Annotated in this window: 22 protein-coding genes and 1 pseudogene; 14 read left to right on the top strand and 9 right to left on the bottom strand. The window is 61.7% G+C overall.

What is annotated here, in order from left to right; translation table 11 throughout:
* Positions 1-154 precede the first annotated feature (154 nt).
* The 4 genes from hmgA to L6D74_RS16190 all read left to right on the top strand — a co-directional run bounded on the left by hmgA (position 155) and on the right by L6D74_RS16190 (position 4,888).
* The gene (hmgA, locus tag L6D74_RS16205) at positions 155-1,450 is read left to right on the top strand and encodes a homogentisate 1,2-dioxygenase (RefSeq protein ID WP_236189788.1); all 1,296 of its coding nucleotides are present in this window, start codon (positions 155-157) and stop codon (positions 1,448-1,450) included.
* 3 nt (positions 1,451-1,453) lie between these two features.
* Entirely contained in the window at positions 1,454-2,758 is a 1,305-nt protein-coding gene (fahA, locus tag L6D74_RS16200; RefSeq protein WP_236189786.1) for a fumarylacetoacetase, read from the top strand.
* 12 nt (positions 2,759-2,770) lie between these two features.
* Positions 2,771-3,409, top strand: coding sequence for a maleylacetoacetate isomerase (gene maiA / locus L6D74_RS16195; protein WP_064593466.1), 639 nt, complete (start codon positions 2,771-2,773; stop codon positions 3,407-3,409).
* Positions 3,410-3,490: 81 nt separating this feature from the next.
* Positions 3,491-4,888, top strand: a complete 1,398-nt coding sequence (locus L6D74_RS16190) for an MFS transporter (RefSeq protein ID WP_236189784.1) — start codon at positions 3,491-3,493, stop codon at positions 4,886-4,888.
* Here the strand turns inward: L6D74_RS16190 and L6D74_RS16185 are convergent.
* A complete protein-coding gene (locus L6D74_RS16185) occupies positions 4,812-5,615 on the bottom strand; it encodes a SirB1 family protein (RefSeq protein ID WP_064593470.1) in 804 nt (267 codons plus the stop codon). The two genes, L6D74_RS16190 and L6D74_RS16185, sit on opposite strands and share 77 nt — an antisense overlap.
* A 184-nt stretch (positions 5,616-5,799) precedes the next feature.
* Between L6D74_RS16185 and L6D74_RS16180 the strand changes: the two genes are divergently transcribed.
* On the top strand, positions 5,800-6,819 hold the full coding sequence (locus L6D74_RS16180) for a Glu/Leu/Phe/Val dehydrogenase family protein (protein WP_236189782.1): 1,020 nt from the start codon (positions 5,800-5,802) through the stop codon (positions 6,817-6,819).
* Positions 6,820-6,986: 167 nt separating this feature from the next.
* Here L6D74_RS16180 and L6D74_RS16175 read toward each other — a convergent pair.
* Positions 6,987-7,244, bottom strand: a pseudogene (locus L6D74_RS16175) (YebG family protein); the annotation flags it as partial.
* 293 nt (positions 7,245-7,537) lie between these two features.
* On the opposite strand from L6D74_RS16175, the gene L6D74_RS16170 reads away from it, so the two are divergent.
* A complete protein-coding gene (locus L6D74_RS16170; RefSeq protein ID WP_007957255.1) occupies positions 7,538-8,038 on the top strand; it encodes a phosphate-starvation-inducible protein PsiE in 501 nt (166 codons plus the stop codon).
* Here the strand turns inward: L6D74_RS16170 and L6D74_RS16165 are convergent.
* The 3 genes from L6D74_RS16165 to L6D74_RS16155 all read right to left on the bottom strand — a co-directional run bounded on the left by L6D74_RS16165 (position 8,035) and on the right by L6D74_RS16155 (position 11,293).
* Positions 8,035-8,352, bottom strand: coding sequence for a DUF3509 domain-containing protein (locus L6D74_RS16165; RefSeq protein ID WP_236189780.1), 318 nt, complete (start codon positions 8,350-8,352; stop codon positions 8,035-8,037). The genes L6D74_RS16170 and L6D74_RS16165 overlap by 4 nt on opposite strands.
* Positions 8,353-8,551: 199 nt before the next feature.
* On the bottom strand, positions 8,552-9,853 hold the full coding sequence (locus L6D74_RS16160) for an HAAAP family serine/threonine permease (protein ID WP_236189779.1): 1,302 nt from the start codon (positions 9,851-9,853) through the stop codon (positions 8,552-8,554).
* A 63-nt stretch (positions 9,854-9,916) separates the two neighbouring features.
* Positions 9,917-11,293 (bottom strand): L-serine ammonia-lyase, encoded by a 1,377-nt coding sequence (locus L6D74_RS16155; RefSeq protein ID WP_236189777.1) that lies wholly within the window; start codon positions 11,291-11,293, stop codon positions 9,917-9,919.
* 135 nt (positions 11,294-11,428) lie between these two features.
* Here L6D74_RS16155 and L6D74_RS16150 point away from each other — a divergent pair, with 135 nt between their 5' ends.
* Positions 11,429-12,376 (top strand): LysR substrate-binding domain-containing protein, encoded by a 948-nt coding sequence (locus tag L6D74_RS16150; protein WP_064593482.1) that lies wholly within the window; start codon positions 11,429-11,431, stop codon positions 12,374-12,376.
* Between the two features lie 200 nt (positions 12,377-12,576).
* Complete coding sequence (locus L6D74_RS16145; RefSeq protein ID WP_011332524.1) at positions 12,577-12,984, top strand: HPF/RaiA family ribosome-associated protein; 408 nt, start codon at positions 12,577-12,579, stop codon at positions 12,982-12,984.
* 71 nt (positions 12,985-13,055) lie between these two features.
* Here L6D74_RS16145 and fecA read toward each other — a convergent pair whose 3' ends face one another.
* From fecA to L6D74_RS16130, 3 genes are all read right to left on the bottom strand, one after another.
* On the bottom strand, positions 13,056-15,389 hold the full coding sequence (fecA, locus tag L6D74_RS16140; protein WP_236189775.1) for a TonB-dependent Fe(3+) dicitrate receptor FecA: 2,334 nt from the start codon (positions 15,387-15,389) through the stop codon (positions 13,056-13,058).
* Positions 15,390-15,523: 134 nt separating this feature from the next.
* The gene (locus tag L6D74_RS16135; RefSeq protein WP_373874474.1) at positions 15,524-16,441 is read right to left on the bottom strand and encodes a DUF4880 domain-containing protein; all 918 of its coding nucleotides are present in this window, start codon (positions 16,439-16,441) and stop codon (positions 15,524-15,526) included.
* Positions 16,442-16,449: 8 nt separating this feature from the next.
* Complete coding sequence (locus L6D74_RS16130) at positions 16,450-16,938, bottom strand: sigma-70 family RNA polymerase sigma factor (protein WP_064600677.1); 489 nt, start codon at positions 16,936-16,938, stop codon at positions 16,450-16,452.
* Between the two features lie 175 nt (positions 16,939-17,113).
* On the opposite strand from L6D74_RS16130, the gene L6D74_RS16125 reads away from it, so the two are divergent.
* The 6 genes from L6D74_RS16125 (at position 17,114) to L6D74_RS16100 (ending at position 23,420) form a co-directional block, all read left to right on the top strand.
* A complete protein-coding gene (locus L6D74_RS16125) occupies positions 17,114-17,419 on the top strand; it encodes a DUF3649 domain-containing protein (protein WP_236189773.1) in 306 nt (101 codons plus the stop codon).
* Positions 17,416-19,005, top strand: a complete 1,590-nt coding sequence (locus L6D74_RS16120) for a PepSY-associated TM helix domain-containing protein (RefSeq protein ID WP_236189772.1) — start codon at positions 17,416-17,418, stop codon at positions 19,003-19,005. The genes L6D74_RS16125 and L6D74_RS16120 overlap by 4 nt, the downstream gene beginning before the upstream one ends.
* Positions 19,006-19,332: a DUF3325 domain-containing protein gene (locus L6D74_RS16115; protein WP_236189771.1), complete on the top strand. Its 327-nt coding sequence runs from the start codon at positions 19,006-19,008 to the stop codon at positions 19,330-19,332.
* Position 19,333: 1 nt separating this feature from the next.
* Positions 19,334-19,900: an RNA polymerase sigma factor gene (locus L6D74_RS16110; RefSeq protein WP_236189770.1), complete on the top strand. Its 567-nt coding sequence runs from the start codon at positions 19,334-19,336 to the stop codon at positions 19,898-19,900.
* Positions 19,897-20,886, top strand: a complete 990-nt coding sequence (locus tag L6D74_RS16105; RefSeq protein ID WP_236189769.1) for a FecR family protein — start codon at positions 19,897-19,899, stop codon at positions 20,884-20,886. The genes L6D74_RS16110 and L6D74_RS16105 overlap by 4 nt, the downstream gene beginning before the upstream one ends.
* A 104-nt stretch (positions 20,887-20,990) precedes the next feature.
* The gene (locus L6D74_RS16100) at positions 20,991-23,420 is read left to right on the top strand and encodes a TonB-dependent siderophore receptor (RefSeq protein ID WP_236189768.1); all 2,430 of its coding nucleotides are present in this window, start codon (positions 20,991-20,993) and stop codon (positions 23,418-23,420) included.
* On the opposite strand, the gene L6D74_RS16095 is transcribed toward L6D74_RS16100, so the two are convergent.
* Entirely contained in the window at positions 23,421-24,296 is an 876-nt protein-coding gene (locus tag L6D74_RS16095) for a helix-turn-helix domain-containing protein (RefSeq protein WP_064593498.1), read from the bottom strand. It abuts the gene before it with no gap.
* Positions 24,297-24,372: the final 76 nt, after the last annotated feature.

Here is a 24,372-nt window from a genome sequence, read left to right as displayed (position 1 = left end):
GTGTCCCGGAACGAATGGGCGTCTTTATAGCTTGACGCTCGATAGCGAGCAAATTACGTTATGCGTAATTGAATTACGATAAAAATAACCCCGGCGTGCCAAGACCTCCGATCCAGAGCGTCCGGCCATGCCGACTCCCTGTTCAGGAGGCTCCATGAACCTCGATTCAGCCCTGGCTTACCAGTCCGGTTTCGGCAACGAATTCAGCTCCGAAGCGTTGCCCGGCGCGCTGCCCGTCGGCCAGAACTCCCCGCAGAAAGCCCCGTACGGTCTGTACACCGAACTGTTCTCCGGCACCGCATTCACCATGACCCGCAGCGAAGCGCGGCGCACCTGGATGTACCGGATCCAGCCGTCGGCCAATCACCCGGCATTCGTTAAACTGGAGCGGCAATTGGCGGGCGGCCCGTTGGGTGAAGTCACCCCCAATCGCCTGCGCTGGAACCCACTGGACATCCCGACCGAGCCGACCGATTTTATCGACGGTCTGGTGAGCATGGCAGCCAACTCCGCTGCCGAAAAACCGGCCGGCATCAGCATCTATCACTACTGCGCCAACCGCTCGATGGAGCGCGTGTTCTTCAACGCCGACGGCGAGTTGCTACTGGTGCCGCAACTGGGTCGCCTGCGCATCGCCACCGAACTGGGTGTGCTGGAAGTGGCGCCGCTGGAAATCGCCGTGTTGCCACGGGGCCTGAAATTCCGTGTCGAACTGCTCGATCCGCAAGCGCGCGGTTATGTCGCCGAGAACCACGGTGCGCCGCTGCGCCTGCCGGATCTGGGACCGATCGGCAGCAACGGTCTGGCCAATCCGCGGGACTTCCTGACCCCGGTCGCCGCCTACGAAAACCTGCAACAACCGACCACCCTGGTGCAGAAATTCCTCGGCCAGTTGTGGGGCACCGAACTCAATCACTCGCCGCTGAACGTGGTCGCCTGGCACGGCAACAACGTGCCGTACAAATATGACCTGCGCCGCTTCAACACCATCGGCACCGTCAGTTTCGATCATCCGGACCCGTCGATCTTCACCGTGCTGACGTCGCCGACCAGCGTCCACGGTCTGGCCAACCTCGACTTCGTGATCTTCCCGCCGCGCTGGATGGTGGCCGAGAACACCTTCCGTCCACCGTGGTTTCACCGCAACCTGATGAACGAATTCATGGGCCTGATCCAGGGCGAGTACGACGCCAAGGCCGAGGGCTTCCTGCCCGGCGGCGCGTCGCTGCACAGCTGCATGAGCGCCCACGGCCCGGACGGCGAGACTTGCACCAAAGCCATCAACGCGGACCTCAAACCGGCGAAGATCGACAACACCATGGCCTTCATGTTCGAGACCAGCCAGGTGCTGCGCCCAAGCCGTTTCGCCCTCGACTGTCCGCAACTGCAATCCACTTACGACGCCTGCTGGGCCACGTTGCCCGCCACGTTCGACCCGACCCGGAGATAACCCATGACTCAGAATTCCATCACCCGCAGTTGGGTCGCTTCGGCCAACGACCACACCGAATTCCCGCTGCAGAACCTGCCGCTGGGCGTGTTCAGCATCGACGGCTCGGCACCGCGCGCGGGCGTGGCGATTGGCGAACACATCTTCGATCTGCAAGTGGCGCTGGAGGCCGGTCTGTTTGATGGCGTCGCGCGCAGTGCTGTCGAAGCCATGCGCGGCGGTCAGTTGAACGCGTTCTTCGAACTCGGCCGCGACGCCCGCGTTGCCTTGCGCGAACGTCTGCTGGAACTGTTCAGCGAGGGCAGCACTCATCGCGGCAACATTGAAGCCCAAGGCGTGAAACTGCTGCCGCTGGCTGCCGATTGCCAGCTGCACCTGCCGGCGCGCATCAGCGACTACACCGACTTCTACGTCGGCATCGAACACGCGCAGAACGTCGGCAAACTGTTCCGTCCGGACAACCCGTTGCTGCCGAACTACAAACACGTGCCGATCGGCTACCACGGTCGTGCCTCCACCGTGCGCGCCTCCGGTGCCGACGTGCGCCGTCCGAAAGGCCAGACCCTGCCGGCCGGCGCGACCGAGCCGACCTTCGGCCCGTGCGCACGGCTGGACTATGAGCTGGAACTGGGGATCTGGATCGGTCAGGGCAACGAGATGGGCGAGCCGATCGCCATCGGTGACGCCGCTGAACACATCGCCGGTTTCTGCCTGCTCAACGACTGGTCGGCCCGTGACATCCAGGCCTGGGAATACCAGCCGCTCGGTCCGTTTCTGTCCAAGAGCTTCATCACCAGTGTTTCGCCATGGGTGGTGACTGCCGAAGCGCTGGCGCCATTCCGCACTGCGCAACCGGCGCGTCCGCAAGGCGACCCGCAGCCGCTGCCATACCTGCTCGACAAGCGCGATCAGGATGGCGGTGCCTTCGACATCGAGTTGGAAGTGCTGCTGCTCACCGAAAAAATGCGCGAGCAGAATCTGCCGGCCCATCGCCTGACCCTGAGCAACACCCGCTACATGTACTGGACCGTCGCGCAAATGGTTGCACACCACAGCGTCAACGGTTGCCAGTTGCAGGCCGGTGACCTGTTCGGTTCGGGCACCTTGTCCGGCCCTGAAAACGGTCAGTTCGGCAGCCTGCTGGAAATCACCGAGGGCGGTAAAAAGCCGATCGAGCTGGCGTCCGGTGAAGTGCGCAAGTTCCTTGAAGACGGTGACGAAATCATCCTGCGCGCCCGCTGCGCCCGCGAAGGTTTTGCCTCGATCGGCTTCGGCGAATGCCGTGGCACCGTGCTGGCGGCGCGCTGACAGGAGCGGCTCATGGATCTCTACACCTATTACCGTTCCACCTCGTCGTACCGGGTGCGGATCGCGCTGGCACTCAAGGGCCTCGACTACCAGGCGTTGCCGGTCAACCTGATCGCACCGCCCGGTGGCGAGCATCGGCAACCGGTGTACCTGGCGATCAATCCCCAGGGCCGGGTGCCGGCGCTGCGCACTGACGAAGGCAAGTTGCTGATTCAGTCACCGGCGATCATCGAGTATCTGGAGGAACGTTATCCACAGGTGCCGTTGCTGCCCGAAGACCTTGTTGCCCGCGCCCAGGTGCGCGGCGTTGCGGCGGTGATCGGCTGCGATGTGCATCCGTTGCACAACGTCAGCGTGCTCAATCGCCTGCGCGGTCTGGGGCATGACGAGCCGCAGGTCAACGAGTGGATCGGCCACTGGATCAGTCAGGGGCTGGCGACGGTGGAGCAGTTGATCGGCGACAGCGGCTTCTGTTTCGGCGAGTGGCCGTGCGTGGCGGACGTTTACCTGATTCCGCAGTTGTACGCGGCCGAGCGGTTCAACGTATCGCTGGAGGCGTATCCACGGATTCGTCGGGTGGCCGCATTGGCCGCTGAGCATCCGGCGTTCATTGCAGCGCATCCGGCGAATCAGCCGGACACGCCGAAGTAGCATTTGATGGCTCCCGTGCAGCGCACGGGAGCCATTCCGGTTACCCGCAAAAAATCATAAAAACAAAACAGGTACCTTGCGATGCACAACCAGATTGCCAGCTTCCGGGCGGCACTCGACGCCCGTCCTGTGTCCCGCTTTCAGTGGTTGCTCCTGATGCTTCTCGCCTTGCTGCTGGTTACCGACGGCTATGACGCCCAGGTGCTCGGTTACGTGGTGCCGGCGCTGGCGCAGGACTGGGGCCTGGAAAAGTCCGCATTCGGCCCGGTGTTCAGCGCCAACCTGCTGGGGCTGACACTCGGCTCCCTTGCTGTTACGCCGCTGGCCGACCGCTTCGGCGTTCGACGGATTCTGCTCGCCTGTGTGCTGATCTATGCCAGCCTCACCGTGCTGATGGTGTTCGCCGATTCCCTGAATACCCTGATGATCGCGCGCTTCATCTGCGGCATCGGCATGGGCGGTGCGATGCCCAGCGCCATGGCGTTGATGTCGGAATATTCGCCGCCACGCCTGCGCACGCTGATGGTGACGCTGGCGGCCTGCGGTTTTTCCTTCGGCGGGGCGGCGGGTGGTTTTGTCGCGGCGGGTTTTATCGACCGCTTCGGCTGGCAAGCGGTGTTCCTTGCCGGTGGTGTCACGCCGCTGCTGTTGTTTCCGTTTCTCTGGTGGATGCTGCCGGAATCCTTGCCTCGGCTGCTGCGTGACGCTCCACCGTATGCGCGCCTGCGCAAGGTCACCGCGCGGATGCTGCCGGACTGGCAACCGCCCGCCGCATCGGTTGAGCAGAACGAACGCGAGCAGGGCAGCAAACTGACCGTGGTGGAGTTGTTCCGCAACGGTTACGCCCGCCCGACCTTGCTGATCTGGGCCACGTTTTTCGTCAGCCTGATCCTGCTGTATTTCATGATCAGCTGGCTGCCGTCGCTACTGCTGGAAAGTGGCCTGAAGCTCAACGAAGCGAACCTGGTGACGTCGATGTTCCTGTTCGCCGGCACGCTCGGCGCAATTTGCATGGCGTGGTTCGCCGACCGGTTGAAAAGCAAGGTGAGGCTACTGTCCGGTGTGCTGGCTGGCGCGGCGGTGTGCACGATCCTGCTGGGCCTGAATCACGACAACCCGCGCTATCTGGTGGCCTGTGTGTTCGCGGCAGGGTTCTGCATCATCGGCGGGCAACTGACGCTCAATGCGTTCGCCAGCAATTTCTATCCGGCCCACGTGCGCGCCACCGGCACCGGTTGGGCGCTGGGGGTAGGGCGCTTCGGCTCGATTCTCGGGCCGCTGTTCGGCAGCCTGTTGCTGGCAATGCACATTCCGGTGGAGCAGATTTTCTTCTTCTGCGCGATTCCTGCAGTGATTGCGGCGTTGCTGATCATTCAGGTGAGTTCGCCAGCCACTGCCCTGCTCAGTGGACGACTGAGTTCGGCGGCAGATGCCCCAGCCGTTCCGTCAGGCGAAGTCGCTGAATCGGGTCGTCACTGAGCAATAGCGCGTGCTCCAGATCGAAACGCTCGGCGTTCGGGCAATCGAGGCGCTGGTACAGACTGGCCCGGGCCAGATAGTCGGCGGCGCTGGCGTTACCCAGTTCGAGCACGCGCTCGGCATCGATCAACGCGGCGATGAAGTCGTCGTGGGTCAGGTGCAACTGGCGCAGGTTGCGTGACAGGCGCTGAAGCATCTGCACCGGTTCGGCAGTCAGCAGATGGTCAGCGCTGAGTTTCATCTGGTGGCCGTACTGGCGGTGCAGCAGTTCGCGGCAGTCGTTTGGATACAGACGTCGTCCGCCGCACGGATCGAGCAGGTGATCGGCCCCGGGCACCTTGAGCAGGAAATGCCCGGGGAAGTTCACCCCGACCAGCGGAATCTCCAGGCCACGGGCCAGTTCCAGAGCGATCAGTGCCAGCGCCAGCGGCTGGCCGCGTCGGGTCTGCATGACTTTGTGCACCATTGCGGCCTGTGGGCGCAGCGGTATGAAATCATCTTGCGCGAAGCCCAGATCGGTCATCCGCCGCAACAACGGTTGCGCCAGCTCGCTGACCGGCAGCAACGGCAATCCATAGCTGACCCGCTGTTGCAGCTCCTTGAAGTCCTGCAGCAGTGCTTCGGGATCGACTTGTTTGTCGTGTTCGGCGGCCATCCACAACGCGGCTTCGAACAGCGCGGGCGGTGAACGGTGCAGACATTCGAAAAAACGTTGGCGCGGACTCATCTCAATCTCCGGGGCATGCCTCGTTTTAGCCCCGTCTTTGCCATTCGTCCAGTGCCGGGCCGCTCTGCCATCGGGTTATGCCACAACCCGGTGATCAGTGGCGGCGCTTATTCCGGCGCGCTTCAGCAATTTTCAGGCGCAAGCCTATACTGGCGTCTACCAGAAGTGATTCGGGAGCCTGCCGATGTTCGCTCTCATGCAAAGCACTCGCCTGGAATCGCTGCACCTTAGCGTTGATCCGGTGTCCGGATTGAAGGCGGTCATTGCCATTCATAACAGTCGCCTCGGGCCTGCCCTGGGCGGGTGTCGTTATCTTGCCTACCCGAACGACGAATCCGCAGTCGAGGACGCCATACGCTTGGCCCAGGGCATGAGCTACAAGGCTGCACTGGCCGGTCTCGCCCAGGGTGGCGGGGTGGCCGTGATCGTGCGGCCGGCCCATGTGGAAAACCGCGCCGCACTGTTCGAGGCGTTCGGTCGTTGCATCGATCAGCTCGACGGGCGCTACATCACCGCCATCGACAGCGGCACTTCGGTGGCGGACATGGACTGCATTGCCCAGCAGACCCAGCATGTCACCAGCACCACCTCCGCCGGCGACCCGGCGCCGCATGCGGCGATGGGCGTGTTCACCGGAATTCGCGCCACGGCCATGGCGCGGCTGGGCAGCGACAACCTAGAAGGGTTGCGCGTGGCGATTCAGGGGCTGGGCAATGTCGGGTTTGCGCTCGCCGAGCAGCTGCACGCAGCGGGGGCCGAACTGCTGGTCAGCGACATCGACCACGGCAAGGTGCAACTGGCGATGGAGCAGCTCAACGCCCATCCGATTGCCAACGACGCTTTGCTCAGCACGCCGTGCGACATCCTCGCGCCGTGCGGCCTCGGCGGGGTGCTCAACAGCCACTCGGTCACCCAGTTGCGCTGCTCGGCGGTGGCGGGCTCGGCCAACAATCAGCTGACGCACCTGGATGTCGCCGATCAACTGGAGCGGCGCGGCATCCTGTATGCGCCGGATTACGTGATCAATGCCGGCGGGCTGATTTACGTTTCCCTCAAGCACCGCGGCGACGAACTGACAACCATCACCGCGCACCTGTCGAAGATCAGTTCGCGCCTGACCGAAGTCTTCGCCCACGCCCAGGCAGAAAAGCGTTCACCTGCGCGGGTGGCAGACGAGCTGGCGGAAAAGGTGTTGTACCGCTGAGGTTTGTCCGGACATGAAAAAGCCCCTGAGTCTTTCAACTCAGGGGCTATTCAATTCAGAGGCTTCAATTCAGATGCCGATTACTTCGCAGCCTTCGCCGCTTTTGCAGGTTTGGCTGGCGCTTCTGCCGGTTCGGCCACTTCGGCCGTTTCGGTCGCCACAACCGGTGCCGCCGGTGCGTTGATCAGCTCCGACAGGGCATCAGGCTGGCTCTTGAACGCCCGGGCGAACACATCGCGGTTCTTCGCCATGAAGATCCCGACTTCTTCCACTTGCTGCTCGCTCAACGAAGGAACGGCTTTTTCCAACACTTCGGCCAACAGTTCGGCCAGTTCGAGCATTTTGTCATGACGGTCAGCTTCGGCTTTATCCATGAACAAGCGCTCCAGATCTCGGCTGCTGCGGTATACCACTTCGACGGCCATTCACCACCTCACATGCCTTCACATTAAGTTGTCTTTGCGACTACTGTATCTATATACAGCGAAAAGGATAAGCGAATCCCTGCGCTTTGGGTAGTGGCTTTTCAATGTAGACCGGATTCGGATTTTGTCAGCCCGACGTCTGCGCACAGGTGCGACCAAACGCCACGGCGCAGGTTTCGCGGCGGCTCGCCATGATGGCGTGGCCTCTTTTCTGCATGCATCTGCGTACGTGCGCAATAACCGTCACGTCCAGCAAGCAACATCCGCTCGAACCGGGCTAAGGAACCTTCATCGTGAAAATCAACTGGGCCGAGAAACTGCGGCAAAACGTGCATCAACTGGCCGAGTCCCTGGGCAACCTGTTCGTCGAGACTTTCCACTACCTGGCGCTGTTCGCCATTGGTGCGGTAACCGCATGGGCGGCGGTGATGGAGTTTCTCGGGATGCTCGAGGAAGGGCACATCAAGATCGATGACATTCTGTTGCTGTTCATCTATCTGGAACTGGGGGCGATGGTCGGGATTTACTTCAAGACCAACCACATGCCGGTGCGCTTCCTGATCTACGTGGCGATCACCGCACTGACGCGCCTGCTGATCTCCAACGTCTCGCACCACAATCCGCCGGACATGGGCATCATCTACCTGTGCGGCGGGATTCTGCTGCTCGCATTCTCGATCCTGGTGGTGCGTTACGCTTCGTCGCAATTCCCTTCGGTGAAAATCGAGAACCCGCACCGCAAGATCGGCACGGGTTCCAGTGAACATCCGGAAGTGGAGAAGGGCGAGCTTTAAAGGCCGGCGGCTGGCCGGGGTTGATGTTTGGCCTGACGCGGTGGCGGAGCGATTCCGTCGCCGCGGGTCATGGCATCAAGGATCGCCATGGCGCTGTGGCCCTGTTCGATGGCGATGCCGAACTGAATGCTTTGCACCAGGCGTTTGAGGCGCTTGGGGTCATTGCGCTGTTCGGCGCTGATCATCCGTTTGGCGACGATCCGCCCGCTTTTCGAGAGGGTCAGCATGATGCTGCCGTCCAGCCCCTGAATGCTCAGGTTGATCTGATAGTCCGGCGCGAAAGCATCGGTAATGATCTGAAAAGGATTGTCCATGATGCGTCACCGCCTGATTGAACGTGCAGTTGTTGACCGGCCTTGATCGGGTTGGTTCGCCAAACCTGACCATCGGCCTTTCCGTGGTCCTGTCTCCTTCAGCGATGTAGCAAGGGACATGCCGGGAATATTGTCGAACAATGAAACCGGCCAAAAAGAAGGCGAGCTCTTGGCTCGCCTTCTTCGTTTGCGGCCCGTTTCAGGGCAGAACCGAGTAGATGATCGCAGACAGTGCAATCAGGCCGATCAGCACCACGAACACGTTGGATGCCTGGCCCGAATACTGGCGCAAGGCTGGCACACGGCGGATGGCGTACATCGGCATCAGGAACAACAGGCAGGCAATCACCGGCCCGCCCAGGGTTTCGATCATGCCGAGGATGCTCGGGTTGAAGGTCGCCACGGCCCAGCAACTGAGGATCATGAACAGTGCGGTCGCACGGTTCAGCCAGCTCGCCGACATCACCCGGCCACGGCTGCGCAGGCTTTTGACGATCATGCCCTGGAAGCCTTCGCTGGCGCCGATGTAATGGCCGAGGAAGGACTTGGTGATCGCCACCAACGCAATCAGCGGCGCAGCGTAAGCGATGACCGGGGTCTGGAAGTGGTTGGCCAGGTACGACAGGATCGAGATGTTCTGCGCCTTGGCCGCTGCCAGATCCGCCGGCGACAGCGCCAGCACGCAACTGAAGCAGAAGAACATCACCGTCACCACCATCATGCCGTGGGCCATGGCGAGGATACCGCTGCTCTTGCGCTCGGACTGCTCGCCGTAGCGCTGTTTCTGCTCGACGGCGAACGCGGAAATGATCGGCGAATGGTTGAACGAGAACACCATCACCGGGATCGCCAGCCACAGGGTCTTGAGGAACACCGACAGTTCCATCGGTTCTTGAGCACTGGCGAAGAACGCGCCGTTCCAGTTCGGAATCAGGCTGATGCCGAGCAACAGCAGCGCGGCGACGAACGGATAGACCAGCACGCTCATGGCTTTGACGATCACGCTCTGACCGCAACGGACGATGGCCATCAGACCGAGGATCAGCGCCAGCGACAGCACCGCGCGTGGCGGTGGGGCGATGTGCAATTGATGTTCGAGGAAGCTGCTGATGGTGTTGGTCAGCGCCACGCTGTACACCAGCAGGATCGGGAAGATCGCGAAGAAATACAGCAGCGTGATCAGTTTGCCGGCGCCGATGCCGAAGTGTTCTTCCACCACTTCAGTGATGTCACCGGAGCGGCCCGAGAGCACGAAGCGGGTCAGGCCCCGGTGCGCGAAGAAGGTCATCGGGAACGCCAACAATGCCAGGATCAGCAACGGCCAGAAGCCGCCGACACCAGCGTTGATCGGCAGGAACAAGGTGCCGGCACCGATGGCCGTGCCGTACAGGCCGAGCATCCAGGTGGTGTCGAATTTGCTCCAGCCCTTGTGGGCGGTTTCGGTATTGCGTGTGCGGTCTACAGCGGGATTTTCGGCAGCGGGTGTGCGTACATCGGTCATCGTTTTTGCCTCGTTATTATTCTTGCTCGGGCTCACGTGTTACGGGCGGTCAGGGAGTGCTCCTCAGCACTCCACCCAGCTCACGGCCAGGCCGCCCCGTGAAGTCTCTTTATATTTGTCATGCATGTCGGCGCCGGTATCGCGCATGGTGCGGATCACCCGGTCGAGAGAAATGAAGTGTTTGCCGTCGCCGCGCAGGGCCATTTGTGTAGCGTTGATCGCCTTCACCGCAGCGATGGCATTGCGCTCGATGCACGGCACTTGCACGAGGCCGCCGACCGGGTCGCAGGTCAGACCGAGGTTGTGTTCCAGGCCGATTTCGGCGGCGTTTTCCAGTTGCTCCGGGGTGGCGCCGAGCACATCGGCCAGACCCGCAGCGGCCATGGCGCAGGCAGAGCCGACTTCGCCCTGGCAGCCGACTTCGGCGCCGGAAATCGAGGCGTTTTTCTTGCACAGGATGCCGACCGCTGCCGCGCCCAGAAAAAACGCAACCACGTCGTCGTCCGACGCATCCGGATTGAATTTCATGTAGTAGTGCAGAACGGCCGGGATGATCCCGGCGGCACCGTTGGTCGGCGCGGTCACCATGCGCCCGCCGGCGGCGTTCTCTTCGTTGACGGCGAGGGCGAACAGGTTGACCCACTCCATCGCCGACAGGGTCGAACTGATGACGTTCGGCTTGCCGATTTCCAGCAGGCTGCGGTGCAATTTCGCTGCACGACGCGGCACATTCAGACCGCCGGGCAGGATGCCCTCGTGGCGCAAGCCTTGCTCGACGCATTCGCGCATCACCGACCAGATGTGCAGCAGGCCCTGGCGGATCTCGGCGTCGCTGCGCCAGGCCCGTTCGTTGGCCATCATCAGTTCGGACACCCGCAGGTTGTGCTGCTTGCACAGCGCCAGCAGTTCGACGGCGCTGGAGAATTCGTAAGGCAACTCGACGTCGCCGGCCGGCGCTGCGCCGGATTCGGCTTCGGCCGCTTCGATGATGAAACCGCCGCCGACCGAGTAGTACGTTTGCTCGAACAATTGGCCGGATGCACCGAAGGCTGTCAGCGACATGGCGTTGGGGTGGTAGGGCAGGCTCTCGTCCAGCAGCAGGAGATCGTGCTGCCAGTTGAAGGTGATCGAGCGTTTACCGGCCAGAGAGAGTTGGCCGGTCTCGCGCACTTGCTGGATGCGCGGCTCTATGGTCGACGGATCAATGCTGTCCGGCCATTCGCCCATCAAGCCCATGACCGTTGCGCGGTCGGTGGCATGGCCGACGCCGGTGGCCGAAAGCGAGCCATATAAGCGGATTTCCACCCGTTGCACATCGTTCAGCAAATGCTGGTCGATCAGGGCCTGGGCGAAGGTCGCGGCGGCGCGCATCGGGCCGACGGTGTGGGAACTGGACGGGCCGATGCCGACTTTGAATAGATCGAAAACACTGATAGCCATGCTAAACCCTTACAAGCAATGGAGTAGGAATCGCTGCCATTTTTTGTAGGACAAGCGCAATGTCGGCGATACTGCCTACCTCGCTTCAACGTGACTAACGAAATTTCCTAAGTAAGCCTTTAGCAGGACTAAACCATGAGTCGTCAATTGCATGCCCAGACTTACGTCTGGCTGCAGGTGTTTTCCTGTGCCGCGCGGCACCTGTCATTCACCCGTTGTGCCGAAGAACTGCACATCACGCCGGGGGCGGTCAGCCAACAAATCCGACAACTGGAAGAGCGTCTGGGCTTTCGCCTGTTCCACCGTCGTGCAAGGGGTGTGGAGCTGAGCGCGGAAGGGCAGCGACTGGCGATCACGGTCAACGAGGCTTACGGCAGCATCGACGCGGAATTGCGACGGCTGGATGCGGGGATGATCAGCGGGATTCTGCGGTTGCGCTCGATTCCATCGTTCCTCAGCAAATGGCTGACCCCGCGCTTGCCACGCCTGCAACAGCGTTACCCGGACATCCAGTTGCGGCTGGTGGCCGAGGACAGCAGCGTGCCGTTGCATGAAGGGGATTTCGACCTGGCCATCGACCTGAACGACGGCAGCTATCCGGGATTGTTATCCACAGCCTTGCTCGATGAGCAGATTTTTCCGGTGTGCGCACCGGGCCTGTTGCGCGGACGTCCGCCGCTGCACGGGCCGGCGGATCTGGTGCATTTTCCGCTGCTGCACGACATCACCGCCTGGCGCGGCAGCTATGAATACGCGGAGTGGGAGTTTTATCTCAATGCCATCGGTTTCGAGGGCGCGGATGTGCGGCGCGGGCACACGTTCAATCGCAACCACCTGACCATCGAAGCGGCGATTGCCGGCATGGGCGTGGCGATTGCCCGGCGCACGCTGCTCAACGACGAGCTGGAGCGGGGGACGTTGATCGTGCCGTTCGGGATTTCGGTGCCCAATCACAAGCGCTATGTATTGCTTTATGCGCCGGGGGCCCTGAGCCATCCGGGCGTGCGGGCGGTGCATGACTGGCTGGTGGAAGAGGCGGGGATTTTTCGCAGCCTGCACCCGTTGGGTGATGGCCAATTGTGAGCAGATTTTTCGGAGGGGCGGGGCGACCCAACTCCCGACCTTACCAGCGCTTTACTCGGTTGTCCGGCTTTTTTTGCGAATGAATATTTATCTTTTTTAAGGGGTTGAAATGTTCGTCCGGCGGGCCGATTGTTGTAATCAAGAGGTCACGAAATCCTGTTCCAGGCCTCTTGCGAGCTAGCTGAAATAAGGGATGAACTATGCAAATCCAAGTCAACAGCGACAACCATATTCAAAGCAGCAAACGACTGGAGGAGTGGGTACGAACCACAATTGAGAGCACGCTCGACCGTTATGAGGAAGACCTGACCCGTGTCGAAGTCCATCTGAGCGACGAGAACGGTGACAAACCAGGTCCTCATGATTTGCGCTGCCAACTGGAAGCGCGGCCAAAAGGCCATCAACCGATTTCCGTCACCCACAAAGCCGATTCGCTGGAACAGGCGATCGATGGTGCAGCCGAAAAACTGGAGCACGCGCTGGAGCACCTGTTTGGCAAACTGCGCGGCAAACCGCGAGCCGCTGTGGTGCCATTCACAAGCAAAGCCAATGACAAGCTGTTGGCGGAAGAGTTTGACGAGAACGAACAGGCAGCGATCAACAGTTGATGCGCTGATTTTCCAAGCCACCCAATGAGAAAGGGCCTGCAATTGCAGGCCCTTTCTGTTTTCAGCAGGGATCAGAAAGCAACGGAGGTCTGCACGTACACCGTGCGCGGCTCACCGACATACTTGCCCTTGTTGTTGTCATCGAACGAACGGGTGAAGTACTGGGTATTGAAGATGTTCTTCACCCCCACCGCCACGTTCAGGTCCGACAGCTGCGGGCCGAAGTCATAACCGGCGCGGCTGCTGAACAGCATGTAGCCCGGGATCTTGCCGGTGCTGCCGTCGGCGCTTTCTTTCGAGGTGTTGGCGTTGTCGGCGAACTGGTCGCTCTGGAAGCTGCTGTCCAGGTTCAGTTTCCACGGCCCTTCGGTGTAACCGACGCCGATCGTGCCTTTGTGTTTCGACGAGAACGGCACACGATTGCCCTTGTTTGGCCCATCTTCGCGGATGGTTGCGTCGACATAGGCGTAAGTGGCATAGACATCGAAGCCGGCCAGCGCCGGGCTCAAGTCGTCGAGAGCGTAATTGACGCTGGTTTCGATGCCCTGATGCCGGGTTTCGCCACGGGCGATTACCGAATCATTGGTCTGGTTGCTTTCGTACTGGTTGTCGAAGTTGATCAGGAATGCGCCGATCTCCGCTCGCAGCGCACCGTTGTCGTAACGGGTGCCGAGTTCCCAGGTGCGGGCCTTCTCCGGTTTCACTTCGCCGCTGCTGACGCGGTTGGGCATCTGGCTGTATTGCACGCTACCGAACGAACCTTCGGTGTTGGCGTACAGGTTCCAGCTGTCGGACAGGTGATACAGCACGTTCAGCGCCGGCAGCGCGGTGTTGTAGTCACCCTTGTATTTGACGTTGGTCAGATTGTTTGTCTGCTGCGACTCGATCATCTCGTAGCGCACGCCCGGGGTAATGGTCCACTTGCCGATGTCGATCCGGTCATCGACGAAAAATGCATTAGCTTCCGTGCCGCCACGGGTGTCGCGGTCATTGCGGCTGTTGGTGGTCGGATACTCGTTGCTGGCAATCGGGGTGCGATAGCGCAGTTCGTGGCCGGCTTCGTTGATGTAGCGATAACCGACGCCGACTTCATGGCTGGTGGCGCCGAGGTCGAAGCCTTGAGCGAAGCGGGTTTCCAGACCGCGCACCCAATACTCGCGCGGCGACAGCGACAGGAACGTGCCCTGATCCAGGTAACCGCTGCGCAGGGTCTTGGTGAAGAAGGTATTGGCGGTGAACTCGCGGCGATCTTCCTGATAGCGATAGCCGACATTGAACATCGTGCGACGGCCCCAGAACTGGTCCTTCGGCCGGGTCGACTGATACGGATCGGCATCGTAGTCGGCGACATTCAGACCGCCGGGCATGTCGGCCTTGCCTTCGTAATACTGGGCCATGGCGTTGAAACTGTTGGCCTCGTCGAGCTGGTATTTGCCCTTGAGGATCAGGTCGTCGATTTCTGTATCGCTGTGCTCACGCCAGTCGCCACCGCGAGTGCCGGAGTACAACAGCGCGCCGCCAAGACCGTTGGCATTGGTGCCGCCGGCCAGCAGGTTGGCGCTGGTCTTGAAGCCGTCATGGCTGGACGAAGGACTGGTTTCGGTCTGGAATCCGCCTTTCACGGTCGGCTCGTCCGGAATCGCCCGGGTCACGAAGTTGACCACGCCACCGACGTTTTGCGGGCCGTAACGCACGGCACCGCCGCCACGCACCACGTCCACGGCGTCCATATTGCCCATGCTGATCGGCGCGAACGACAACTGCGGCTGACCGTAAGGCGCGAACGGCACCGGGATGCCATCCATCAACACCGTCGAACGTGCGGCCAGGCGCGGGTTGAGACCGCGAATGCCGAAGTTCAGCGCCATGTCGTGGCTGCCGGTGCCGTTGTTTTCCGGCGCGTTGACGCCGGGAATGCGGTTGAGCACATCGCGGGCCTGGGTCGCGCCCTGGCGCTCGAACTCTTCGCGGCGGATCACGTCACGGGCACCGGGATGTTCGAAGACGTTGACCTGCGCAGCCTCACCCAGCCAGTCGCCGACCACTTTCGAAGTGTCCAGCTCCAGGGCGCTGTCGTTCGAAGGTTGCAGGCTGAAGGCATTGCCACCCTCGGCGCGGGCTTGCAGGCCGGTGCCTTCGAGCAGCGCGTTCAGACCTTGCTCCGCTGTGTAGTTGCCTTCCAGACCACGGCTTTGCACACCGCTGGTGACTTGCGAGCCGAACGAGATCAGCACACCGGCTTCACGGCCGAACTGGTTGAGGGCATTTTCCAGCGACGACGGGGCGATGTGATAAGCCTTGGTGTCGGCAGCCAGCGCATGGGGTAGGGCGCTGAAGCTCAGGCTGGCGCCGAGGACGAGATTGCGCAGGGTTCGGGCCAGCGGCGTGAGGCGGGTGGGGTGCATGGAGGACGGTCCTGAGAAGGTTGAATCAAGGGGGCTTTCCTTCTCTGTCACGCCAGATCTGAAAAACGGCTCATTTATTTTTTACAGGGGCGCGGAGCGACCGGGTTGAGTTCCCACGCAGAGCGTGGGAACGATCAGGCTCTGGCTTCGACCGTCACCCAATAGCGAGTAAAACGCTTCACTTTCACGGGCAGGCTTATTTCCAGCAGTTCGAGAATCCGCTCGCTGTCGTCCAGTGGATAAGTCCCGGAAATCAGCAGGTCAGCCACTTTCGCATCGCAATGGAGCTGCCCGCGACGGTAGCGACCGAGTTCATCGAGGAAGTCGCCCAGACGCATGTGCGCGGCCACCAGCATGCCGTCGGCCCAGGCGCCGCTGTTGGCGTCCAGCGGTTTTGCCACGCTGACGCCGGTGGTGCTGAAACTCAGTTGTCGGGCGACCGGCAGCAGCATCGGCGCGCGACCTTGTGCGTTCAATTCGACCCGACCTTCAAACAGTGCAATCTGCGTGCGGTCGGCAAACTGCCGTACGTTTATTCGTGCGCCCTGGGTTTTCAGCACGCCTTGGGCGGTTTGCACGTCGAAGGATTGCGTGGCGGTCAGCAGCATCTCGCCTTCGAGCAGACGGATCAAACCATCGCCCCGGACATCCGCCGCGCTGGCGGTGTTGAGTTGCAACTGGCCGTCGGCGCCGAGCGAGATCTTGCGCCGCTGACCAATCGGGCTGCGGTAATCGGCCAGCAGCGATGGCAACGGATTGTGCTCGCGCATGCCCCAGGTGACCGCCGAACCGGCGCCGAGAATCAGCAACAACTTCAGCGCCTGACGACGGCTGCCGGACTTCGGCGCATTCAGTGCGGCGTGGGCCAGTGGCGACGACAACCCGCGCAACCGCGAATTGACCCGCTGAATGTGCTCCCACGCGCGGCGGTGTTCGCTGTGGGCATCGATCCATTGCTGCCAGGCTTGTTGCTGGCGCGGGTTCAACGGGCCTTGCTGCATTTCCAGCAACCAGTGCACCGCCTGTTCGGCGACCTGCGCGGAAAAATCCATCGACGGGTTCACAGGGCGAAGTAGCAGCGCATCGCTGCCTTGTTCAGATGACGTTTGACCGTGGCCACGGAAATGCCCAGTTCGGCGGCGATCTGCGGATAAGTCAGGCCATCGACCTGCGCCAGCAGAAATGCGCGTTTGACGACGCGCGGCAGGCCATCAAGCAACTGATCCAGCTCCATCAGGGTTTGCAGGATGATGGCTTTCTCTTCTTCCGAAGGCGCAACCATTTCCGGTATCTGCGCGAGCGTGTCGAGGTAGGCGCGCTCCAGGTCCTGGCGGCGGTAATGGTTGAACAGCACGCGCTTGGCCAGGGTGGTGAGGAATGCGCGCGGTTCGATAATCACTGGCGGCTCGCGGGCGGTCAGCACCCGGATGAAGGTGTCCTGAGCGAGATCGGCGGCGCTGTCCGGGCAGCCGAGTTTGCGCCGCAGCCAGCCGGTGAGCCAACTGTGGTGGGCCTGATAGAGCGATTCGACAGGATGGGCGGACGGCAACGGCATCACTCCGGGCGCATGCAGGATGCGTTAGAGAACAAGAATGGTTCGCATTGTAGGGCTGCGGAGGGTGCCCGGCAATCAGACTCTTTTGCGTATGAGAATATTTATCATTAATATTGCTCGCCTGTCGTTCGGCGTCTTGGTCGGACGTTAATCGTTTCAGGGTCGAAACATGAAAGCCAAACTCGCCACACTTCCCCTGTCCTATCGTCTGGCCGTCACTTCGCGGGTGCTCGCGGCGGTGTTCGGCGGCTATCTGGTCGCGGCATTGGCCAGCGTTACGCTGACGTTGTGGCTGCCGCAGAACCGCGCCGAGGCAGTGGTGACCGGCATGACCGTTTCGTTCCTGGTCTATCTGGTGGCGGTGCTCTGGTGTTTCGCCTGTCGCACGGCGTGGTCGGCGTGGGTTGGTCTGCTGGTGCCAAGCGTGATCCTGGCGACCGTTTCCGGGGCAGCGCGCGGTTTGGGTCTGGCATGAAAGAGGGCTTCCGGCAGGCGATGGCCTGGCTGCACACCTGGACCGGGCTGGTTTTCGGCTGGCTGTTGTTTGCGATTTTTCTGACCGGAACCCTGGCCTATTTCAAGGACGAAACCAGTCACTGGATGCAGCCGGAAATCCAGGCGCACCCATTGGATGCCGAAAAAAGCCTGACGCTGGCCCAGCACTATCTGCAACAAAACGCCCCCGACGCTTCGCGCTGGATCATTGGCCTGCCCGACGCCCGCGATCCCGGTCTGAGCGTGGGCTGGCAGCAGACGCCAGCCAAGCCCGGCGAACGCGGCGCATTCACCCGCAAGACGCTCGACGCGCAGACCGGTGTCGAAGTGCAGGCGCGGGAAAGCATGGGCGGCGAGTTTTTCTACCGCTTCCACTTCCAGCTGCAAATGCCTTATCCGTGGGGCCGCTGGCTCTCGACCATCGCCGCGATGGTGATGTTTGTCGCGCTGATCACCGGGATCATCACCCACAAGAAAATCTTCAAGGACTTCTTCACCTTCCGCCCGCGCAAGGGCCAGCGCTCGTGGCTCGACGGACACAACGCGGTGGCTGTGCTGGTGTTGCCGTTTCATCTGATGATCACCTACAGCAGTCTGGTGATCTTCATGTCGATGGTGATGCCGGCGAGCATCCTGGCTTCGTACGGCAACAACGTTCGAGCGTTTTACGACGAGGTTTTTCCCGAATCCAGCATTCCTGAACGGGCCAATCAACCGGCGACACTGGCACCGCTGGCGCCCCTGTTGCTGGCGGCCAGCGAGCAATGGTCGGGTGGACATGTCGGGCGTATCAGCGTGAACAATCCGGGCGATGCCAATGCCTCGGTGGTGATGTCCCGCGCGGGTTCCGACCGAGTGGTGAATGATTCCGGCAGCGCCGTGACCTTCAGCGGTGTCAGCGGACAAGTCATCGGCACAACGCCCGATCAGCCGATGGCGATGGCGGTTGCTGGCAGTTTCTACGGTTTGCACATGGGCCACTTTGCCGGGCCGGTGTTACGTTGGCTGTATTTCATCTGTGGTCTGGCGGGCACGGCGATGATCGGCACCGGGCTGGTGATCTGGCTCGGCAAGCGTCAGCTCAAACACATCAAAAGCGGTGTGATGCCCTTCGAGTTGCGGCTGGTGCAAGTGCTGAACATTGCCAGCATGGCCGGGCTGGTGGCGGCGGTCGCGGTGTTCTTCTGGGCCAATCGTCTGCTGCCGGTGAATCTGGCCGGGCGTGCCGACTGGGAAGTGAATGCGTTCTTCATCGCCTGGGGCTTAAGCGTGGTGCATGCGATGTTGCGTCCGGGGCGCAAGGCCTGGGTCGAACAGCTGTCGCTGGGGGCTGCACTGTTTATCGCGGTTCCGCTTCTTAACGGTTTGACCTCCCCTTATCACCTCGGCGTGACAGTGCCTGAAGGCGACTGGGCCTTGGCCGGTTTCGACCTGACGTGTCTGGGCAGTGGCCTCTTTCTCGCCTGGGCCGCGCGGAAAATGCAGCGCGCTGGACACATCGTCAGCGTGCAAAAGCCAGCCCGCGAAACGGCCCGGCCGATCACCCTTGAGCAAGGGGCGAACTGAATGCTGCTGGCGCTGTTGCTTTGTTATTGCGCTTTCACGGCGCTGTGCCTGGCGATGCCTCGGCATCACGAAGAGCTGCTGGGTCAAAAACCTTCGACCCGCCGTCGGCAAGGTTTGAAACTCGCAGGCTGGCTGTTGCTGGGGCTGTCGCTGTGGGCGGCGGTTGCCATAAAGGGCTGGAGTTTTGGTCTGGTCGACTGGTGCGCAGTGTTGATGCTCAGTGCGCTGACGTTGGTGCTGTTGTTGCCCTATCGCCCACGCCTGGCCTTGACCATGGCCGGACTGAGCCTGCTCGCCAGCCCGGTCGCTGCATGGGCCTTGAACTGAAATGCTGATCGGCCATCCTCCCGAGCACCGCGACGACGAACCCCACGGCGCCCGTGCGCATTTTCTTCAGGTGTTCCTGTCCCAGCGTTCGCAGATGGAAGCGCTGGTGAGCCGGCGCGTCGGTTGCCGGGCGACGGCAGCGGATCTGGTGCAGGATCTGTTTCTGCGTTTCTGGCGTCGGCCGCTGGTGCAGGTCGAAGAGCTCAGCACTTATCTGTTGCGCTGCGCCGGCAATATCGCCATCGATCATTTGCGCAGCGAAGGCGCTCGGGTGCGGGTCAACGAAGGCTGGCAACCGGACGAGCCGGACAGCAGCGCCAGCGAACCGCAGGCGGCGCTCGAAGCGGGCAACGATTTGCGCCACGTCGAAGCGGCCTTGCGCGCCTTGCCCGAGCGCACGCGGCAGATCTTTTTGCTCAATCGCATCCATGGCCGCAAGTACGCCGAGATCGCCAAGGCCATGGGCCTGTCCCAAAGCGCTGTGGAAAAACATATGATGCGCGCCCTCGATGCCTGCAAGGCCAGCCTGCGCGAACCCGCGCCACGCACGCCAGGGAAAGCACCGTGAACAACTCCGACCGAGTCATCCCGACGCCCGCGCAGGAACAGGCCGCTTTTGCCTGGTTGAGCCTGTTGCACGACCGCCCCAGCACCGGCGATCAACTGACCTTCAGTCAATGGCTGCATGCCGATCCGGCTCACGCCGAGGCCTACGCCCAGGCGCAGGTGGTGTGGGAATTGAGCGAAGGGCCGGCGCGTACTCTGGCCGATGAAGACGCGCTGGCGTTGCAGGGTTTGCTCGATGCGATGGACCGGCCGCGTCGTCCGCAGGTCCGGCGTTGGGCCGGCGCGCTGGCCATGGCGGCCTGCCTGCTGTTGATGATCAGCCTCGGCAGTGGTTGGCAGCCGCAGCGCTGGATCGATGATCTGGGCGCCGATTACGTGTCGGCACCCGGCGAGATCCGCACCGTGACCCTGGCCGATCAATCGCAAGTGACGCTGGATGCCGACAGCGCCATCGCCGTGGATTTCAGTCATGGCGAGCGGCATGTGCAATTGCGCCGAGGGGCTGGATTTTTCAGCGTGACTCACACGGGTGATCCCTTTGTGGTCGAGGCCGAAAAGGGCCAGGCGCGGGTGCTCGGCACTCAGTTCGAAGTGCGCCTGCAACCTCAAGGCGCCCAGGTGACGGTGCTGTCCGGACGCGTCGGCGTGACGGCATCCCCTGACGGCCAACAGCAGATTCTCACTGCCGGGCAGCAAGTGGCGTACGGCGCAGGCACGGCGGAAAAACTGCACGCCGTGGACAGCGAAGCGCAACTGGCGTGGCGCCAGGGCTGGCTGACTTACTACAAGTCGACACTGGCCGATGTGGTGCAGGATCTGCGGCGTTATTACCCCGGACGGATCGTGTTGCTCAACGACGAACTGGGTGCGCGCAAGGTCAGCGGCAGCTTTCCGAGCAAGGATCCGCAAGCCGTGTTGAATTCGCTGCAAGGGGTGTTGGGATTCGAGCAGCATCAGGTGTTGGGCAAGCTGATCATCCTGCGCTGAAAATATTTTCAACTTTGTGGTGAGGTAAACCCGGACGCCATCCGTGTAGTGACTGAAACTGCGAGTCATTCGCATCCGTTGCGGTTCTACACAGGTCATGAGCAATGAAGTCCAGGGCAAAATCGGGTTCGGTCAAACAGTGGTTGGGCGTTTCAGCCTTGAGTTTTTCGGCATTGGCCCTGTTGCCGCTGAGCGTGGCGCTGGCCGCTGAATCCGTCAGCAGCCAGCCGCAAAAGCAATTCAGTTTTTCCCTGGCTGCCAAGCCGTTGCCTCAGGCCCTGAGTGATTTCAGTCGTGTCACCGGGCAGAGCGTGGTCTATACCGATGAAGCGCCATATGGTCTGACCGCTCCGGCGATCAACGGCCAGATGAGTGCCGAACAGGCGCTGCAACGTCTGCTCACCGGCTCCGGCCTGACCTTCCGCCGCACCGACAGCCATACCCTGGCGCTCGAACCGCAACCGACCGCAGGCGCGTTGAACCTCGGCGCGACGAACATCACCTCGGTGGTCGACCAGCCGATGAGCTACCAGCCACCGGAAACCAGTTCGGTGATGCGCTCTTCCGCTTCGCTTCAGGAAATCCCCCAGACCGTCAACGTGATTCCGGCTCAGGTCATTCGTGATCAGGCACCGCGCAATCTCGATGATGCACTGGCCAACGTCAGCGGCATCACCCAGGGCAACACCTTGGGCAGCACCCAGGATTCGGTGATGACCCGCGGTTTCGGTGACAACCGCAACGGCTCGATCATGCGCGACGGCATGCCGGTGGTGCAGGGCCGTGGCATGAACGCCACCGTGGATCGCGTCGAGGTGCTCAAGGGCCCGGCCTCGCTGCTCTACGGGATTCAGGACCCGGGTGGCGTGGTCAACATGGTCAGCAAGAAGCCCGAGCTGACCCAGTACAACGCGCTGACCCTGCGCGGCTCGACCTACGGCGACGGCAAGAATGGCAGCGGCGGCTCGTTCGACAGCACCGGTGCGCTGGGGGATTCCGGCCTCGCGTATCGCATGGTGCTGGACCACGAAGACGAAGATTACTGGCGCAATTTCGGCACCCACCGCGAAACCCTGGTTGCACCGTCGCTGGCCTGGTACGGCGAGCGCACCAAGCTGTTGTTCGCTTACGAGCACCGTGAATTCCTGACCCCGTTTGATCGTGGAACCCTGATCGATCCACGCACCAACCATCCGCTGGATATCTCGCGCAACGAGCGGCTCGACGAGAAATTCAACGACATGGAAGGGCGTTCCGATCTCTATCACTTTGAGGCCGATCACGAACTCAACGACGACTGGAAAGCCCATTTCGGCTACAGCTGGAATCGCGAAACCTACGACGCCAGCCAGGTCCGCGTAACCGCGATCGACACCAAAAAAGGCACCCTGACCCGCAGCATGGATGGCACGCAAGGCGCGATCAGCACCGACCGCTTCACCACGGCCAGCCTCGAAGGCAAGGTCAATGTGCTGGGCATGCAGCATGATCTGGTGTTCGGCGTCGACGACGAGTACCGCAAGATCTACCGCGCCGACCTGATCCGCCAGAAAAGCCTGAGCACCTTCAGCTACGTCAACCCGGTGTATGGCCGCGAAGTCGAAGGCACCACCGTCAGCCCGGCGGACAGTGCGCAAACCGATTTGCTGCGCAGTGATTCGGTGTTCCTGCAGGACTCGATCCACCTCAACGACCAGTGGATTCTGGTGGCCGGCGGGCGCTTCCAGGAATACGACCAGTACGCCGGCAAAGGCGTGCCGTTCAAGGCCAACACCGACAGCAACGGCCAGAAGTGGGTGCCGCGCGCGGGTCTGGTGTATCGCTATACCGACGCGTTGTCGTTCTACGGCAGCTACACCGAATCGTTCAAACCCAACTCGACCATCGCGCCGCTGAGCGGCAGCAGCACCGTGCTCGATGGCAGCATCGCGCCGGAAGAAGCCAAGTCCTGGGAGCTGGGCGCACGCCTCGACATTCCGGGGCGTGTCACCGGCAATATCGCCCTGTTCGACATCAAGAAACGCAACGTGCTGGTGGCCAATTCCGAAGGCCCGACGACGATTTACAGCGCCGCCGGCGAAGTGCGGTCCCGGGGCCTGGAAGTGGACCTGACCGGCCAGCTCAGCGACCGCTGGAGCATGATCGGCAGCTACGCCTATACCGACGCCGAGGTTACGGAAGATCCGGACTACAAAGGCAACAGGCTGCAGAACGTGGCGAAAAATACCGGCTCGCTGTCGGCGGTCTACGACTTCGGCAGCGTGATCGGTGGTGATCAACTTCGGGTCGGCGCCGGCGCGCGCTATGTCGGTGAACGAGCGGGTAACGCGGTGAATGATTTCGACCTGCCGAGCTACACCGTGGCCGATGCGTTCGCTACTTACGACACCAAGGTTGAAGGGCAGAAGGTCAAGTTCCAGCTCAACGTGAAGAACCTGTTCGACCGCACTTACTACACCTCGGCGGCGAGCCGTTTCTTCGTGTCGATGGGCGATTCGCGGCAGATTTCGTTGTCGAGCACGCTGGAGTTCTGATCAGCGCAAAAACGCCTGGCGATACTCGCCGGGCGTTCCACCCAGCACCTGGCGAAAGCGGTTGGTGAAGTGGCTGGCACTGGCAAATCCACACGCCAGGGCAATCTCGCCCAACGGCAACGCTGTCCCGCGCAACAACTCCCGCGCCCGGCTCAAACGCCGCGCCAGCACATACTGATGTGGCGGCAGTCCGAAGCTCACCCGGAACATCCGCGCGAAGTGGTATTCCGACAACGCACACAACCCCGCCAGTTGCCCGAGACTGATCGGCTCGGCCAGTTGGCTGTCGATGAACTCCACCAGTTGCCGGCGCTGATGCGGCGCCAGCCCGCCCTTGAGGCGCAAGCCGTGGCGTACGCCGACCTGGCTCAACAAGGTTTGGCTGATCAGTTCGTGGGCCAGGCTGCTGGTCAGCAGCCGCTCGCCAGGCTCGTCCCAATTGAGAGTGAGTAACTGGCGAAACCGTCGGGCCTGTTGTGGATCTTCCAGAAAAGTCTGTTCGCGCAGCTGCATTTCCCGGGGCTCGCGATCCAGCAGCGTGACGCAACCCAAGGCAAATTGTTCGGCGCTGAAATACAGGTGGGCCAGGCGAATGTCGCCATTGATCACCCACCCCGACTCGTGGTCGGCTGGCAGGATGCACAACTTGTCCGGACTGCCTTTGTTTCCGGGGGCGCCACGGCGGAACGTGCCGGTGCCGCCAGCGATGTAGCAGGAGAGCGTGTGATGGCTCGGCGCGTCATAGTCGCGGGCGTCGTGGTGGTTGGTCCACAGGGCTGCGGACAGGCCGTCCCCCAGCTCGGCGCTGCGCACAAGGCATGCGTTGGGCGAGCTGTTCAAGGCTTGAAAGACTTGCAGGGTATCGATGGCGGCCATGGTCGGTTCTCTTCAACGCCTTGCATCCTACTCCGTAGATGTTGCGCTGCCAGCCTGCACGCCGACAAAAGCGCAA

Source organism: Pseudomonas pharyngis (assembly GCF_021602345.1).
Classification (GTDB): Bacteria; Pseudomonadota; Gammaproteobacteria; order Pseudomonadales; family Pseudomonadaceae; genus Aquipseudomonas; species Aquipseudomonas pharyngis.
This window is presented reverse-complemented; position numbering and strand designations above follow the sequence as displayed.